Raw genomic sequence first — 14,470 nt, 5'->3', positions numbered from 1 at the left:
CCGGTGAGGATCTTGAGGGACGATCGGGCGGCGGTCGAGCCGCCCGATCGCCGGTGCGCTACGTGCCGTAGGACGCGTTAATTCTCAAGGCCGAACACCGTGGACACTTGCCGCGCGAGTTCTCCCTCGGCGAGTGTGATGTCGACCCCGAGCGTTTGGAGGCCCAGGTCTCGGGTCTGGTCGGCGAGCCGGTCGGTGAACAGCGCGTCGCGCTGAAGCAGGTTCTGCAGCGCGCGCTGCGGGTCGCCGGTCTTGGCGACGAACCCCCAGTGGGCGCCGCCGCGACTGTCGAACACCATCTGCCGGAACGCCGGAGTGGGCAGCAGCCACAGGGCGTTGCGCACATCGGCGAGCAGGGGGCGGACGAGGTCCGGCAGCAGCCGGAACCCCTCGACGATCACCGGCCGGTCGTCGGGCATAGCGAGCAGGTCCTCGACGATCAGGTCGAAGCCCTCGCCGTGGAACCAGTGGAAGGTGTCGAGCATCTCGTGCGGGTCTCGGGTCACCCACCGTTCGTCCATGTCCATGGCGGCGAACCTGGCCAGGTGAGGAGCTCGTGCCGCCGGCATGCGGCGGGCGTGGACGGCCATGGACTCGTCGGTGTCGTACCGGTACATGTCGTACTGGTCGGCGAGACGCCGGGCGGTGGTGGTCTTCCCGGCCCCGGTGCCGCCGCCGAGCCAGAGGACATGACTCAGCCGCTCCCGAAGGACGTCGGCGAACGAATCGGTGCCCGTGGAGTCGGTGCCCGCCGAATTGACGGACCCGTGGTGCGGCTCATCGCCACGATTGTGGTGCGGAGCGTCCATGTCGCTGTTACGCGGCATAGGGCGGTCCCCCTTAATTTGAGTTGGCCTTGTCCTGCTGATGACCAGCCGGACCTTATGCAGTGAGCCAGTCGGATCACGGCATCTGCAGCCCATGGTGCCACACGGCCGCCGCCGAGTCATATGCGAAGTGGGTCGCACCCGGAATCATGAGTTCGATATGGCCACGGCCTGCGCTAATTACTCCGGGTAAGTCTCCCCTTATGAGTTGACCCGGTGTTTATGGGCGAGCCGGTGCCGCCCCCGCCACCGGCCTTGTCGGTTTCAGGGAGCCACGACGAGACAGGCGGCCTCACCTGCACAGAAGCCTCCACTCGCCCCGTCGAGCGCACTTGGAGACAGGTTATTCGGCTGTCCGAAAACGCGCCGCATCAACCCATCGGTGTAGCCTCCTGCTCGCTTCCGGACTCATTCTCCGCATCACGGTTTCTTGGCAAGCAAGCGCTTGCAATCCACGAAAGATTGCGTCAAGATCACCCACAGACTCGCTGCGGGCGATGGCTCCCTCAAACCCGGCTCGCAGTGCGACGCATTTGTGCGTGACCACCTGCAACTACTGGCAGCTGGGAGGCACCGAGTGGATGAATCCGACCTGCAAACAAGCGACTTACTGCACCGGACTGATGATCAGTCCTTCACCGCCGGTACGGACATGCGCGCGGCATTGGAAGTGCTGCAGACCTCGCCGTATCTGACATTGGTCCGCCCGGGTGAAGTGAGCCCGGTGGTGTACGCGGTCGACGAACTGGTCCCGGTGCGTCCGGACGTGCGAGCGCCCGGCCGCGCCGCCTTCGGGGTGATCGGCCTGGACAGGTCCGTCGTCTGGCACCGGGACGCCGCCGCCTTGGACGCCCTGCACGACGCCGCGGCCGCTCCGGTCGATCGGTCGGTGCTCGCGGCGGCGCATGGCGGCGCGGTCATCGATGACCTGGTCCACCGCGGCTGGCTGCAGCGGCCGGCGGACCTGTGCACGGAGTACCTGCTGACGACCGCCCAGATCGAGGTCACGGCGCACTGCAACTGGGGCTGCTCGTTCTGTCCGGTCTCGCTTGACCGCAAACCGCCGGTGACGATGCCGATGCCGCTGTTCGAAGAGATCATCGGCAAGATCGCTCCGTACGACACCATCCGGTACGTCACGTTCCACTTCTACAACGAGCCGACGCTGGACCGCTTCTTCGCCGAGCGTGTCGCCGTACTGCGCGAGCACGGGTTGAAGCTGCGGCTGTTCACGAACGCCAGCAACCTCTCGGAGGAGAAGATCGCGCTGCTGCGGCAGGGCGACACCCTGTTCCAGCTCGTGGTGAACCTGCCGGCGATCGACGAGAGCTCCTTCCGCGACCTGACCGGCTCCAGGCGACTCGATCGGACGCTGGCCAACACCGAGGCCGCGCTCGACGCCGGGCTGCCGATCGAGATGGTGGTCAACGGGGGCGGCGGCGACGCGCAGCGCCGGCTCGACGAGCTGCGTGCGCGGTTCGAGCCGCGCGGGGCCACGGTGCGCTCGACACTGCTGTCGGACCGGGCGGGAGCGCTGGTGGAGGACTACCACCAGGACGTCCGCGTCGAGGGCAGGCTGCGGGGTTGCGGCTGGCCGGTGAACCACGCGCACTTCTCGGTCGCCGGCGACATGTTCATCTGCTGCAACGACTACTACCAGCGCGAGAAGTTCGGCAACATCCGCGACGGGTCGGTGCACGAGCTCATGACGAGCAGGGAAGCGGTCCTGCTGCGCCGCAGGGTGTTCGGCGTCGCGGAAGCGCCCGACGACTACATCTGCCGCATGTGCCATGACCAGCTGCTCGACTTCCCCCGCAGGCAGTTCCGCCCGCCGGCCAGCTTCCCGATGGAAGGCTGCCACCGCGGGGGGAGCCGTGCCTGAGAGCGTTCGCATCTGGTACGTGTCCGGGCAGCGGCTGTGCAATTTCCGGTGCGCGTACTGCGTTTCGGTCAACGACTACGCCAAGAGCAACGTCGCCGACTGGCCGGCCGAGGATCAGGCCCGCTTCGAGCAGATCGTGGACTGGATCGCCGAGCGGCCGTTCCGGCTCGGGGTGCGGCTGGCGACGCTGGGGGAACCGTTCGCCTCCCGGCCGTTCCTGACGAAGGCGGCCCAGCTGAGCACCCGCCCGAACGTCGACTTCGTCGAGCTGCTGACCAACGGGTCGCTGCTCAAGCGCCGCCTGGAGCAGCTCGACCGGGAAGGGGACATCAGCAAGATCTCGCTGTGGGTCACCTACCACCCCACGGAGATCCCGTTGGCGCGGTTCATCGCCAACGCGCGGTTCGCCCAAGAACACTTCGGGTGCTTCGTCGTCGTCAACGGCCTGCTGTTCCCGCACAACGAGCAGGAGATCGTCGATCTGAAGCAGGCGGCCGAGCAGGCAGGGCTGCGCTTCAACCTCGACCTCGGGTACGACCCGCTCACACCCCACGGCGTGCACACCGAACTCGGGGCCATGGTGCCGATCCTGCGCGAACGCGGGGAGGACGGCATCGCCCGCGCGGTCCGCCTCGGCGCGCACCCCGAGCTCCTCGACCTCAACATGGCCGCGATGCGGGACCTGCGGGGCGAGTTGTGCAGCGCCGGCCACAACTACTTCTACATCGGCATCCGCGGGGACGTGTACCGGTGTTCGCGCTACCAGGCCCTGGACAAGGACCGGATCGGCAACGTCCTGGACGACGGCTTCGAACTCCGGTTGTCCAGCGAGCCGTGGACCGTCTGCGGGGCCGGGTTCGGCTGCGGCAACAAGGAGGACTTCCTGCACCTGCGACGACGCGACACCGGTGGCGGGCCACCGCCCCCAAGCCTCGGCTGGGTCGACCGCGATCCTCCCCCGTCCGCCGACCGGACCGGCCGCGGCGGCGAGCCGGGCGCACTCGCGCATGTGGTCTCGGCCGGACGTCCCGCGCCCGGGCCCTCCACAGAGGAGACACGCTGATGCGCATAGCCGACATGACCTGGCAGGAGTACGACGAGCAGATCGGACGGCGGATCGTCGTCCTGCCGATCGGCTCGATCGACGGCCACGGCCCCCACCTGCCGCTCTCCGCCGACACGATCATCTCCACCTACCTCGCCGAACAGCTGGAAGAGCAGCTGGACGTCCTGGTTCTGCCGCCCGTGGCCTACGGCCTCGCCACCGACCCGGCGGCCGCCGGGGGCCGGTTCCCCGGCGTGACCAACGTGCGGGCCGCGACGTTCACCAGCCTGGTGCTCGACGTCCTGCGCGCCTCCTACCGGCACGGCGCCCGCCGGTTCGTGCTGCTCGACTCGCACAAGGTGAACCTGGGCGCGCTCAGGGAGGCGGCCGAGCTGTTCGCCGAAACCGCGCCGCAGGCCCAGGTCATGGCCGTCACCTGGTGGGACGTGGTCACCGAGGACAGCCGCAACGCGATCGCCGCCGAAACCGGCGTCGGCCGCCACGAAGACCACCACGCGGCCATGGTGGAGACCAGCCTGGTGATGCACGCCGCGCCGCACCTGGTCCGGAACGAGCTGCTCGCCGACGACGACGTCCCGCGCCGGGCGCGCTACTTCATCCTCCCCGTGCCGCAGGACCTCCGGACCAAGACCGGCGTGGTCTACCGGGCTGCGGCGGCGAGCCCCGCGATCGGCGCGCGGCTGATGACCGAGATCGTCGCCAACCTGGTCGCCGCGGTCACCCTCGAACTCGGCGAAACCCCGCAGGAGGTCCTCCCGTAATGCTGATCATGGCAATGAAGCCGGGCCACGACGGGTCCATCGCCGTGGTGGAAAACGGCCGGCTGCTGTGGTGCCTGGAATCGGAGAAGGACACTTTCCCCCGGTACGCACCGCTCACCCCGACGACACTCCTGGAGGTCGCCCAGCGGCTGGACCGCATGCCCGACGTGGTGGCCTTGGGCGGCTGGGCCAAACCGCGCACGGGCGGCGCGATCGGGGCCGGCTACGCGGGTGTCTCGGCGGTGCGGCGCGGCGGGATGCGATTCTTCGGCGCCGAACTCGACTTCTTCACTTCGTCGCACGAGCGCTCCCACCTCATGACCGCCGTCGGCATGGCGCCGCCGGGGGACGAGGAGTTGAGCACCGTCCTGGTGTGGGAAGGCGTGATCGGTTCCTTCTACCTGGTCGACCGGAACTGGCAGGTGGTTCGGACCGTGCCGGTGCTGCCTCACCCCGGCGACCGCTACGCGTTCCTGTTCTCCCTGGCCGACCCGACGTTTCCCGATCACGGGCAGACGCCCCGGACGGACGGCAGCGGCAAACTGATGGCGCTGGCGGCGTTCGCCGAGGCGAAGGACGCCGACGCCGACATCGAGGCCGCCGTCGACCGCATCCTGGCCGCGCCGGCCGTCAACCCGGCGCCGAAGGCCGACTTCGCCGACACCGTCCTCTACAACGCCGGGGTCCAGTCGAAGGCGGCGAAGACGGCCGCGGCCCTGCTGACCAAGCGGATCTTCGACATGTTCGCCGAGGTCGCGCTCCGCGAGCTGCCGGCCGGCACGCCGTTGCGGATCTCGGGCGGTTGCGGGCTGAACTGCGACTGGAACGCGGCGTGGCGCGAGCTGGGGCATTTCAGTTCGGTGTTCGTTCCGCCGTGCACCAGCGACTCCGGGTCGGCGATCGGGACGGCGATCGACGCGCTGGCCCATCACGGCCGCACCACGCCGATCGACTGGTCGGTGTACGCCGGGCTCGACTTCGTGCTCGACGCCCGTCCCGATCCGGGGCGGTGGCTCGACCGGCCGCGCGACGACCGCGCTCTCGCGTCGGCGCTCGCCGCCGGCCGGATCGTCGCCTGGGTGCAGGGGCGCTGGGAGATCGGTCCCCGCGCGCTCGGCAACCGGTCCTTGCTTGCCGAGCCCTACTCGGCGGCGACCCGCGACCGGCTCAACCAGATCAAACAGCGGGAGTCGTACCGGCCGATCGCACCGTGCTGCCGCGAGCAGGACCTCGCGGAGGCCTTCCACGAGGACTTCCCCGACCCGTACATGCTGTACTTCCGGCGGGTCCGGTCGCCGAAGCTGGCGGCGGTGACGCACGTCGACGGCTCGGCCCGGGCCCAGAGCGTCACCGCGGCCGGCAACCCGCCGCTGCACGGCCTGCTGAGCGCGTTCGCCGGCCGGACCGGGCTGGGCGTGCTGTGCAACACCTCGCTCAACCACCTGCGACGAGGGTTCATCAACCGGATGTCGGACCTGGTCGCCTACTGCGAGGACCGCGGCATCGCCGACATGGTCGTCGGCGATCGGTGGTACACGCTGCTGACGGCCGGGCATGATCCCGGCTCGCCGGCGGGAGGACCGCCGCTCCCGGGAGGCGGTCATGGCGGCTGACCCGCGAAAGACCCGCTCCCGTCCACTGGTCAGCGTCGTCATCCCCACCCTGAACCGAGCCGACACGCTGGACGCGGCGCTGCACAGCGTCATGGCGGCCGGCCGGAGGCTCTCCGACGACGTCGACGCGGTCGAGGCCGTCGTGGTCAACGACGGCGGCCGATCGGTCGGCCACCTCGTCGAGACCTGGGAACGAAGGCTGCCCCTCACGGTGGTCGAACTCGACCGGTGCTCCGGCGGGGCCTCGGTGCCGCGCAACGTCGCCATCGAGGCGGCTCAAGGCGAGTACATCGCGTTCCTCGACGACGACGACATCTTCCTGCCCCAGCACCTGGCCGTCGGCTGCGAACCGCTACGGAAAGGCGACGCGGACTTCGTCTACTCGGGCGCCGTGGTGTCCGAGCGGCGACTGGACGCCCTTCCGGCGGACCTCAGCGGATACCGGCTCAAGGCGTACCCCTACGATCCGCGCTTTCTGATGGTGGCGAACTACCTGCACACCGGCGCGATCATCGTGCGCAACTTCCGGCATACCCAGGTCCGGTTCGACCCGGATCTGGACGTGTGCGAGGACTGGGACCTCTGGATCGCGCTGACCACCGTGCTGCGCTACCGGGTCACGTTCGTCGACGAGATCACTTCCGTCTACCACCAGGTGCCCGACACCAGCGGAATGGTGTCCGGCGCCCAGCTGATATCACCGTCGAAGTTCGCCATGGCCCGCGACTACATCAACGCGAAATGGCCGGTAGCGGATCCGGTCGTGGAGGGATACCGCGCCTGGACGGTCGCGCTCGAACGGTATCGGGACGACCTCATCGCGCGGCACCGGCGCATGCCGAACCTGCTCTTCGACGAGATCCTCGGCTACCTGCACGAGCGGATCAGCCGGCGGCTGCCACCCGACCACGCCCATATCGGCCGGTTCTTCACCAGCGTGGCCGCGCCGGTGGGACCGGAGGCGATCAGATGAGCCGGCGGTCCGACGAGCCGCTGGGCCTGCTCTTCTCGCCCGCGTCGAGCTATCCCACGCCGGTGGCGTACGTCGTCGATCGCGATGGGGCGATCCTGCACACCTGGAGCCACACGCACGGCCAACCCCGGCCCCAGGACGACCCGCCCAGCTACCTGCGTGGCTGGAACCATGTCGAGATGGACGATGCGGGCAACCTGTTCGCGATCGTGCCGCTGCACGCGCTGCTGAAGCTCACCCCCGACTCGCGGCTGGAGTGGGCGTGCGACGTGGCCGCGCACCACGATCTCGCGGTCACCGCCGATGGCACCGTCCTCGCCCTCGGCGAGGACCCCCGCCGCGTGGACGACGGTGGGTCCGGCCAGGTCGTGCTCGACAATCCGATCTCCACGATCACCGCCGACGGCGTCATCAAGAGCGAGGTGTCGCTCTACGACGTCCTGCGGACGGACCCCGCGCTGCGACGGCTGATCGACACGGCGGTGCGGCGGCGCGGGACCGCGTTCCGGCGGCGCGGGTGGCCGCTGCGGGACGACGGCGTCCCGGACGAGACGGCCGCCGAGACCCGCGCGATCCTGCGGACGGGACGCCACGACGGCGAGCGGCGCCGCGCCCTGAGACTCCTCCGCGCCCTCCCCGGATCCCCATGCGACGTCCTGCACACCAACACCATTGAAGTGCTGCCGCCCCATCCCACCGGCCTCTGGTCGCACGGGAACGTGCTGGTCTGCATGCGGGAGCTCGACGCCATCGCCGTGGTCGACCTCGCCGGCCACCGGGTGGCGTGGTGGTGGGGGCCCGGCGAACTGTCACGGCCGCACCAGCCCACCCTGCTCCCGGACGGGCGAATCCTGATCTTCGACAACGGCGTGGAAAGGCGGCGCTCGCGCCTGGTCATGGTGGATCCGGTCGCCGGCGGCATCGTGTGGAGCTGGACGGCGTCCCCACCGGAATCGTTCTTCTGCCCGCTCGCCGGCGGCGCCGAGCCGCTGCCGGGCGGCGCCCTCCTGGTCACGAACTCCACCGCCGGTGCCGCCTTCGAGGTGACCGCCGGAGGAGAGATCGCCTGGGAGATGTCCCTGCCCGTCGAGGTGTACGGGGCCGACCGCGGCCGGGTCTCCATCTACCGGATGTCCGCCGTGCCCACCGGTGCCCTCGCCCAGGGAGCGGCAGGCCGTGCGCCGGCGGGGGCCGGGCCGGCTGAGACGGAGCGGGTGACGTCATGAAGACCTTGATGATCATGAGGAGCCAGACCGGGGTTCCCGGCCGGGCCGGCGTGCCCGGCGGTCAGATCGGCATGATCCAGATCGCTCGTGCGCTGCCCTCCCTCGGGGCCCAGGTGAAGCTGTTCGTCGGCGGGCCGCGGATGGCCTACTTCGCGGGCCTCGATGACCTCGATCCGAGCTATCTGCGCTGGCCGACCTGGCTCGACACCGCCATCGCGGCCGCGCCCGGCGGCGTGCGCACGATCGGACGCCGCCTGCGGCGCCGCCGGTGGCTGGCCGCGGTGACGGCGCTGCCGGGCCTGGCGGACGCGGACGTGATCCACGTCCAGGGACTGGAGGACGCCGAGGCGCTGATCGGACGGGTCAGCGGGCCGATCGTCGTCACCCACTGGGGACGGGTCGGCCGCTGGCTTCCCACCGGCACCGACCCGCGCGCCGACGAACTGCTGGCCCAGCGGCTCGGCCGCATCCGCGCCAACGCCAAGATCGTGGCCATCGGCCAGGCGCAGGCCCGGGCACTGGCGGACGCGGATCTGCCGCCTTCGGCCGTCATCCCGCCCGGCATCGATCTGCAGCATTTCACCCCGGGCGACCGCGACGACGCCCGCGGCATGCTGGGACTGCCCTCCGACGACAAGATCGTGCTGTACGTGGGGCGCCTCGCCGGCGACAAGAACGTCGAGACCGTGCTGACGGCCTTCGCCGGCATCAGGGGGAAGGTCAGGAACAGCCGGCTGCTCATCGTGGGCGACGGCCCGACCCGCCAGGACCTGCAAAGCGCGTCCATCCGGCTCGGCATCGACGAGTCGGTGTCGTTCCTGCGTTTCGTCCCCCACCATCGGCTGCCCGCGTACTACCAGGCCGCCGATGTCACGGTCGTGCCGTCGAACCTGCTGGAGACGTTCTGCATGGTCGCTCTGGAGGCCATCGCCTGCGGCTGCCCGCTGATCGTCACCGACCAGGTTCCGGAGATCCTGAACGACTTCCCCGACGTCCCGTCGGTGTCCCCCTACGACGTCGCCGGATACCAGGAACAGCTGGTCACGGCGCTGGCCGGACGGTTGCCACCGGCCGACGACGCGCGCGTCGGCGAGTACGCCTGGAGCGGCATCGCCCGTAAGTACGCTGACCTCTACCAGACCGCCCACCGCCGCGGCAGCGGTCACGTCACGGGCCGATAGGCACTCCCGAGGAGCCAACGAATGCACTCTGCACTGCATGACGGGACTCATCCCGACGTCCTGCGGGAGCGGTTGAGCCACGTCTACTGGATCGGCGGAGGCAGCGGATCCGGGAAGTCCACCATCGCCCGCCGACTCGCCGACCGGCACGGGATGCGGCTGTACGACACCGACGCCGTCATGCCCGACCATGCCCGCCGAATGCCGCCGGAACATGCTCCCTACCTGGGCAGGTTCGCCGCCATGGACATGGACGAACGATGGGTGAGCCGAAGCCCGCACGAGATGCTCGACACCTTCCACTGGTTTCATGGCGAGGGCTTCGACCTGATCGTCGAAGATCTTCTCGCTCTCCCGGCCGACCGGCCGGTGATCGCCGAAGGATTCCGGCTGCTGCCCGATCTCGTCCGGCCCCTGCTCGCCGAGGTGGGCCACGCCGTGTGGCTGCTGCCGACACCCGGTTTCCGCCGGGAAGTGTTCGACGGCCGTGGCGGCCCCGCATGGGGTTTCATCGCCAAGACCGGCGACCCGCAGCACGCCCTGCGGAACCTGTTGCAGCGCGATGCTCTGTTCACCGACCGGCTCACCGACCAGACCCGAGACCTGGGCCTCCACACGCTCGGCGTGGACTCCACGGTCGCCGAGGAAGACCTCGCGCGGCAGGTCTCCGCGGTGTTCGGCCTTGAAGGCTAGGTGGCGACGGGGCGGCCGATCCGGGTCAGGTCGCACCGGGTCAGGTCGCACCGGCCACGGCCATCGGGGACGGCCCCCGGCGAACGCGACCTGTTCAGGCGCGCCCGTCCAGCAGGCGTTCCAGATATACGCCGACGCCGTCCTGCACGTTGGCCAGCGTCACTTCGCCTGCCGCGGCCCGCACCTCCGCGTGTGCGTTGGCCACGGCCACCGACCGCCCGGCCCACCGCATCATGGGCACGTCATTGGGCATGTCGCCGAACACCAGTGCGTCCGCGGCCGCGATGGCCAGCTCGCCGGCGACGGTCGCGAGGGCACTGCCCTTCGTCACTCCGCGCCGGCTCATCTCGACCAGGCCGCGGTATCCCTGCCGGGTCACCTCGACCAGGTCACCGACGGTTTCGGCCACCAGCGCCGTGAACCGTTCCGGCTCCCGCCCGGGTGCCCGCGCCTGCAGCTTCACCACCGGCCCGCCGGCCGCGTCCGGCAGCGCGGCCGGCGCGCACCCGTCCTCGCTCTCGCGGCGCCGGGGCCAGCCCGGCTCGTGCAGCACCCGGCCACCGCAGTCCACGTGGGCGGCGAACACCACCTCGGGCACCCGCTCCCGAAGCCGCGCGCACACCTGGCGAACATGGGCGGGACGCATCGGCCGGCAGGCGAGCACCCGCTCCTCGACCGGCTCGTACACCACGCCGCCGTTGGCGCAGATCGCCAGGTACCGGGCACCGAGCTGGGCATAGATCTCCCGGAGCCGGGGCTGCGACCGTCCGGTCACCAGCATCACCGTGGCGCCGGCATCGGCGGCTCTGCGCAGCGCAATGGCGTTGCGGGTGCTGACGGCGCCCCCGGCCCCCAGCAGCGTCCCGTCGAGATCGGTCGCGATCAGGCGCGGAAGCGCCGGGAGCCGGGGGGAATGCGTCACGCCGCGACGATAGCCCGCGGCGCGACGGGCGGGTCGGCCCGACGCGCGATGCGCGTACGCGGGAGGGCCTCGTGACCAGCACGTCCTACCGCTCCCAGGAGCTCACCAGCGAGGCGTCGCTGAATCACGTGGTCCTGGGCCCGGCCGCCGCGATCGGCGTCGAAGGGCGGCTGGCGGAAGACGCGTGCTCCCGAAACGCGCTGTGCGCCCTGGCCGCCGAATTCGGTTTGACCGGCCTGCGGCCGGACCACCTGGCGGACGATCTCGCCATCACCGTGGCGTCGCCCGATGCCGGGGCGGCTCGATCGGCCGCCGCGGCGCTGCGGTCCTTCGGGATGCGCCTCGGAGCGCTGATCGGGACACTGCGCGATCCGGCGACCGCCGACCGGCAGGGGACCACCCCGTACCGCCGGGCCTTCCTCGCCCGCTGGACGACGGTCGACGGCATCTGGCTCGCCGGCGGTCTGCTGGCGGGCAGGTGCGGACCGCTCATCCTGGAGGGCGTGGAGGCGGCCACCGCCCGCACACCCGGCGCATGCCCCGTGGCCGTGCTGCCCCGGCCGGAGTTCGCCCCGCTCATCGGCGCGGCCCGGCACGTGCCCGCGGACTCCGGAGGCGAGGCCGCGGTGGTGGCCGACCTCGGACACACCCGCATCAAGACCGCGGTCGCCGACCGCCACGGCCGCACCTTGCGGCGACTCCGCCGCGTTCGTGCCCGTCCCACGCCCCGGCGGCCCGGAACGGGCGATGTCGAAGCCGCCGTCGGTACCGCTCTGGTCCAAGCGGTGCGGGACGCCGCGGACTCGACGTCGAACCGGGTCCGCGTCATCGTCAGCGTCGCCTCGTTCGTGCAGGACGGACTGCCCGTCGATGACGGGCAAGGCGTCTACGGATATCTCACGAAGCGGGCCCCGGTGCTGCTGCGCGGAATCCGCAGCGCCACCGGCGTCAGCGCGGACCTGCGCTACCTGCACGACGGGACGGCGGCGGCCTCGGCGGGCACCGCGGGCAGCGCCACCATCACGGCGGGAACGTGGCTGGGCGTGGGCTTCCCGCCCGTGGGAGGGCCGCCGCTGCTCAGCGTGCCGGAGCAGCGCGGGCTGCCCGTCACCTGGGCGGACGACACCGGCACATCGGCGAGCACGCTCGGTTGAGGATCGAAGGGGATGGACGACGAGGTGGCACACGGTGACCGTAGCGACGCCAAGGGCGAGGACTCGGCGGACGCCGCCGGGGATCCGGCCGGGGCGTCCGGTGCGCCGCCGGCCGGCGGTGCGTACCGGCCGACCCTTGTCATCGTGAGCGGACCGCCCGGCTCGGGCAAGACGACCATGGCGGGCCTGCTCGCACGGACGCTGCCGTGCCCTCTAGTGTCGCGCGACGACATCAACGAGGGCATCTTCCACACCTTCCACCACGACCTCGATGTCGCCGGTAAGGAGTCCGTCGCCCGCATGGCGTTCGACGCCTTCTTCCAGGCAATCGATCTGCTGCTCTCGTCGAAGGTCACCGTTGTGGCCGAGGCCGCCTTCCAGGACCGGAGGTGGCGTCTAGGGCTGGACTCGCTCAAGGCCGAAGCGGACATCAAGGTCGTGCATTGCGTGATCGACCTCGGGCTGGCGCGCCGGCGCGTGGTCGAACGGCACCGCGAACTGCCCGACAGCCCGAGTTCCCGGCGCGCGGCGTCCGCTCGGCGCACGGGAGGCGGCCGCGGGGCCGTGAACGGCTTCGAGGAGGTGTCACTTGCGGTTCCCTCGCTTCGCGTCGCCACGGCGAGGGGCTATGACCCGGACATCGACGTCATCATCGACTTCATCCGTGCGCAGCGTGGATTCGGCACTCAGTAGAGGGTGACATAGGTGAATACATTATCGACGGTCGTAGTGATCGGGGGAAGCGGCTTCATCGGGTCACACCTGTGTGAGCTGCTGTTGAACATGGAATGCCGGGTGTACTGCGTGGACAACTTCGCCACCAGCGGGGCACATAACGTGGCGCACATCGCGGATCGGCCCGGATTCACACTGATCGAGCATGACATCAACGAGGTTCTTGATCTGCCGGGCCGAGTCGAACTCGTGGTGAACCTCGCTTCACTGCCCAGCCCGGTCGACTATCTGGCGCGGCCTGTGGAGACCCTTCGTGTCGGTTCCCTGGGCGCACTCAACGCACTGGACTTCGCCCGGGTGAAAGGCGCCCGATGTGTGTACGCGTCGAGCAGTGAGGTTTACGGTGACCCGTCCGTACACCCGCAGACCGAGTCGTACCACGGCAATGTGAACCCCATGGGGCCGCGCTGCTCCTACGACGAGTCCAAGCGATTCGGCGAGGCAGCCTGCGAGGCGTATCGGAATGTGTACGACGTGGACACCGTGGTGCTGCGCATCTTCAACACCTATGGCCGTCGAATGCGCGCTCAGGACGGCCGGCTCGTACCCACCTTCATCCAGCAGGCGCTGGCCGACCGGCCCATCACCGTGCACGGCACCGGACGGCAGACGCGGTCACTGTGCCATGTGGACGACACCGTGAATGCCCTGCTGAAAGCCGCGATGGCGAGGCACCCCGGGCCGCTGAACATCGGAAACCCCGACGAGCTGACGGTCGTGGCCATCGCCGAACTCATCCGGGAACTGTGCGGATCACGGTCCCCGATCCAGCACCTCGAAGCCCGCCACGAGGACCCCGCGAGGCGGCGCCCGGACATCAGTCTGGCCCGCCGGGCACTCGGCTGGGAACCGCGAGTGAACCTGCGAACCGGATTGGTCGAGACGATCGCCTGGTTCGCAGATAATTCGTCTATGGCCACAACAAATCTTTGACCTTTGATTTTGTGAGGCGGGGCATGGCTGAGCCATGCCAGCTGCGCTTATGTGAAGCCTCAACCGAAGGGAGGGCGACGGCCGAGTCCGGTCACTGGGTTCGAGTTGCGGATCGGCTCCGCTTTCGGACGACGCCGATGACCGGACGAGGTCGGCGCCATTTGTTGTTGATCAGTTGACCTGGGAAGACGACGACCCGGCCTGCCTCACCAAAGGAGTTTCTCCAAACGCAGAGCCGGGCCGCCGTCTCCCGTGCGCCCCTGCCGACGGGTGAACAGTCCGCCGCTACAGATGAGGGGCTTGCACACCGACGAGAATACCACCGGAACCGATGGACATGTGTTAGCGTCATATTTACGTAACTCGACAAATTAGGGACCCAATCCTGGTCCTCATCGAGTTGCGCCCTTCAAACAGGGTGCGACCGAGGAGGCCCGGGATTGAACACCCCGGACCTCCTCGGTGAGCCCCCCTCACCAAAGGAGGAGGTCTCCTTGCGGAACC

13 protein-coding genes are annotated in these 14,470 nt (G+C 69.8%); 11 read left to right on the top strand and 2 right to left on the bottom strand.

Translation table 11 applies throughout. The annotated features are described in order from the left end of the window. Positions 1 to 77: 77 nt before the first annotated feature. A complete protein-coding gene (locus ACQPXG_RS04035; protein WP_433466253.1) occupies positions 78 to 827 on the bottom strand; it encodes a hypothetical protein in 750 nt (249 codons plus the stop codon). 715 nt (positions 828 to 1,542) lie between these two features. Here ACQPXG_RS04035 and ACQPXG_RS04030 point away from each other — a divergent pair. Genes ACQPXG_RS04030 through ACQPXG_RS03995 form a run of 8 tightly spaced genes read left to right on the top strand, consistent with a single transcriptional unit; the run spans position 1,543 to position 10,222 of the window. Next, positions 1,543 to 2,709 (top strand): radical SAM/SPASM domain-containing protein, encoded by a 1,167-nt coding sequence (locus ACQPXG_RS04030; protein WP_433466252.1) that lies wholly within the window; start codon positions 1,543 to 1,545, stop codon positions 2,707 to 2,709. Then, positions 2,702 to 3,772: a radical SAM protein gene (locus ACQPXG_RS04025; protein ID WP_433466251.1), complete on the top strand. Its 1,071-nt coding sequence runs from the start codon at positions 2,702 to 2,704 to the stop codon at positions 3,770 to 3,772. Before ACQPXG_RS04030 ends, ACQPXG_RS04025 begins: the two co-directional genes overlap by 8 nt. Continuing rightward, positions 3,772 to 4,536 (top strand): creatininase family protein, encoded by a 765-nt coding sequence (locus tag ACQPXG_RS04020; RefSeq protein WP_433466250.1) that lies wholly within the window; start codon positions 3,772 to 3,774, stop codon positions 4,534 to 4,536. Before ACQPXG_RS04025 ends, ACQPXG_RS04020 begins: the two co-directional genes overlap by 1 nt. Further along, entirely contained in the window at positions 4,536 to 6,149 is a 1,614-nt protein-coding gene (locus ACQPXG_RS04015; RefSeq protein WP_433466249.1) for a carbamoyltransferase C-terminal domain-containing protein, read from the top strand. The genes ACQPXG_RS04020 and ACQPXG_RS04015 overlap by 1 nt, the downstream gene beginning before the upstream one ends. Further along, positions 6,139 to 7,122, top strand: a complete 984-nt coding sequence (locus ACQPXG_RS04010) for a glycosyltransferase family 2 protein (protein WP_433466248.1) — start codon at positions 6,139 to 6,141, stop codon at positions 7,120 to 7,122. The genes ACQPXG_RS04015 and ACQPXG_RS04010 overlap by 11 nt, the downstream gene beginning before the upstream one ends. Then, complete coding sequence (locus tag ACQPXG_RS04005) at positions 7,119 to 8,348, top strand: arylsulfotransferase family protein (RefSeq protein ID WP_433466247.1); 1,230 nt, start codon at positions 7,119 to 7,121, stop codon at positions 8,346 to 8,348. The genes ACQPXG_RS04010 and ACQPXG_RS04005 overlap by 4 nt, the downstream gene beginning before the upstream one ends. Before the next feature lie 14 nt (positions 8,349 to 8,362). Then, the gene (locus ACQPXG_RS04000; RefSeq protein WP_433466246.1) at positions 8,363 to 9,529 is read left to right on the top strand and encodes a glycosyltransferase family 4 protein; all 1,167 of its coding nucleotides are present in this window, start codon (positions 8,363 to 8,365) and stop codon (positions 9,527 to 9,529) included. A gap of 21 nt (positions 9,530 to 9,550) precedes the next feature. Continuing rightward, the gene (locus ACQPXG_RS03995; protein ID WP_433466245.1) at positions 9,551 to 10,222 is read left to right on the top strand and encodes a shikimate kinase; all 672 of its coding nucleotides are present in this window, start codon (positions 9,551 to 9,553) and stop codon (positions 10,220 to 10,222) included. A 94-nt stretch (positions 10,223 to 10,316) separates the two neighbouring features. On the opposite strand, the gene ACQPXG_RS03990 is transcribed toward ACQPXG_RS03995, so the two are convergent. Further along, entirely contained in the window at positions 10,317 to 11,144 is an 828-nt protein-coding gene (locus tag ACQPXG_RS03990) for an HAD family hydrolase (protein ID WP_433466244.1), read from the bottom strand. 71 nt (positions 11,145 to 11,215) lie between these two features. On the opposite strand from ACQPXG_RS03990, the gene ACQPXG_RS03985 reads away from it, so the two are divergent. The 3 genes from ACQPXG_RS03985 to ACQPXG_RS03975 are packed head-to-tail and all read left to right on the top strand — an operon-like array spanning position 11,216 to position 13,966. Next, the gene (locus ACQPXG_RS03985; protein ID WP_433466243.1) at positions 11,216 to 12,298 is read left to right on the top strand and encodes a hypothetical protein; all 1,083 of its coding nucleotides are present in this window, start codon (positions 11,216 to 11,218) and stop codon (positions 12,296 to 12,298) included. 12 nt (positions 12,299 to 12,310) lie between these two features. Continuing rightward, positions 12,311 to 12,991, top strand: coding sequence for an AAA family ATPase (locus ACQPXG_RS03980; protein ID WP_433466242.1), 681 nt, complete (start codon positions 12,311 to 12,313; stop codon positions 12,989 to 12,991). Positions 12,992 to 13,003: 12 nt separating this feature from the next. After that, positions 13,004 to 13,966 carry an NAD-dependent epimerase/dehydratase family protein gene (locus ACQPXG_RS03975; protein WP_433466241.1) on the top strand — a complete coding sequence of 321 codons (963 nt, stop codon included), beginning with the start codon at positions 13,004 to 13,006 and terminating at the stop codon, positions 13,964 to 13,966. Positions 13,967 to 14,470 lie beyond the last annotated feature (504 nt).

It is taken from the genome of Spirillospora sp. CA-128828 (genome assembly GCF_050945415.1).
Taxonomy (GTDB): Bacteria; Actinomycetota; Actinomycetes; order Streptosporangiales; family Streptosporangiaceae; genus Spirillospora.
Note: the sequence above shows the minus strand (reverse complement) of the source record. Positions and strands in the feature narration are given on the sequence as shown.

Excerpts from the sequence above, each read along its gene's own strand:
- ACQPXG_RS04035 (WP_433466253.1), bottom strand. The coding sequence starts at position 827 with ATGCCGCGTAACAGCGACATGGACGCTCCGCACCACAATCGTGGCGAT.
- ACQPXG_RS04020 (WP_433466250.1), top strand. The coding sequence starts at position 3,772 with ATGCGCATAGCCGACATGACCTGGCAGGAGTACGACGAGCAGATCGGA.
- ACQPXG_RS04015 (WP_433466249.1), top strand. The coding sequence starts at position 4,536 with ATGCTGATCATGGCAATGAAGCCGGGCCACGACGGGTCCATCGCCGTG.
- ACQPXG_RS04010 (WP_433466248.1), top strand. The coding sequence starts at position 6,139 with ATGGCGGCTGACCCGCGAAAGACCCGCTCCCGTCCACTGGTCAGCGTC.
- ACQPXG_RS04005 (WP_433466247.1), top strand. The coding sequence starts at position 7,119 with ATGAGCCGGCGGTCCGACGAGCCGCTGGGCCTGCTCTTCTCGCCCGCG.
- ACQPXG_RS04000 (WP_433466246.1), top strand. The coding sequence starts at position 8,363 with ATGAGGAGCCAGACCGGGGTTCCCGGCCGGGCCGGCGTGCCCGGCGGT.
- ACQPXG_RS03995 (WP_433466245.1), top strand. The coding sequence starts at position 9,551 with ATGCACTCTGCACTGCATGACGGGACTCATCCCGACGTCCTGCGGGAG.
- ACQPXG_RS03980 (WP_433466242.1), top strand. The coding sequence starts at position 12,311 with ATGGACGACGAGGTGGCACACGGTGACCGTAGCGACGCCAAGGGCGAG.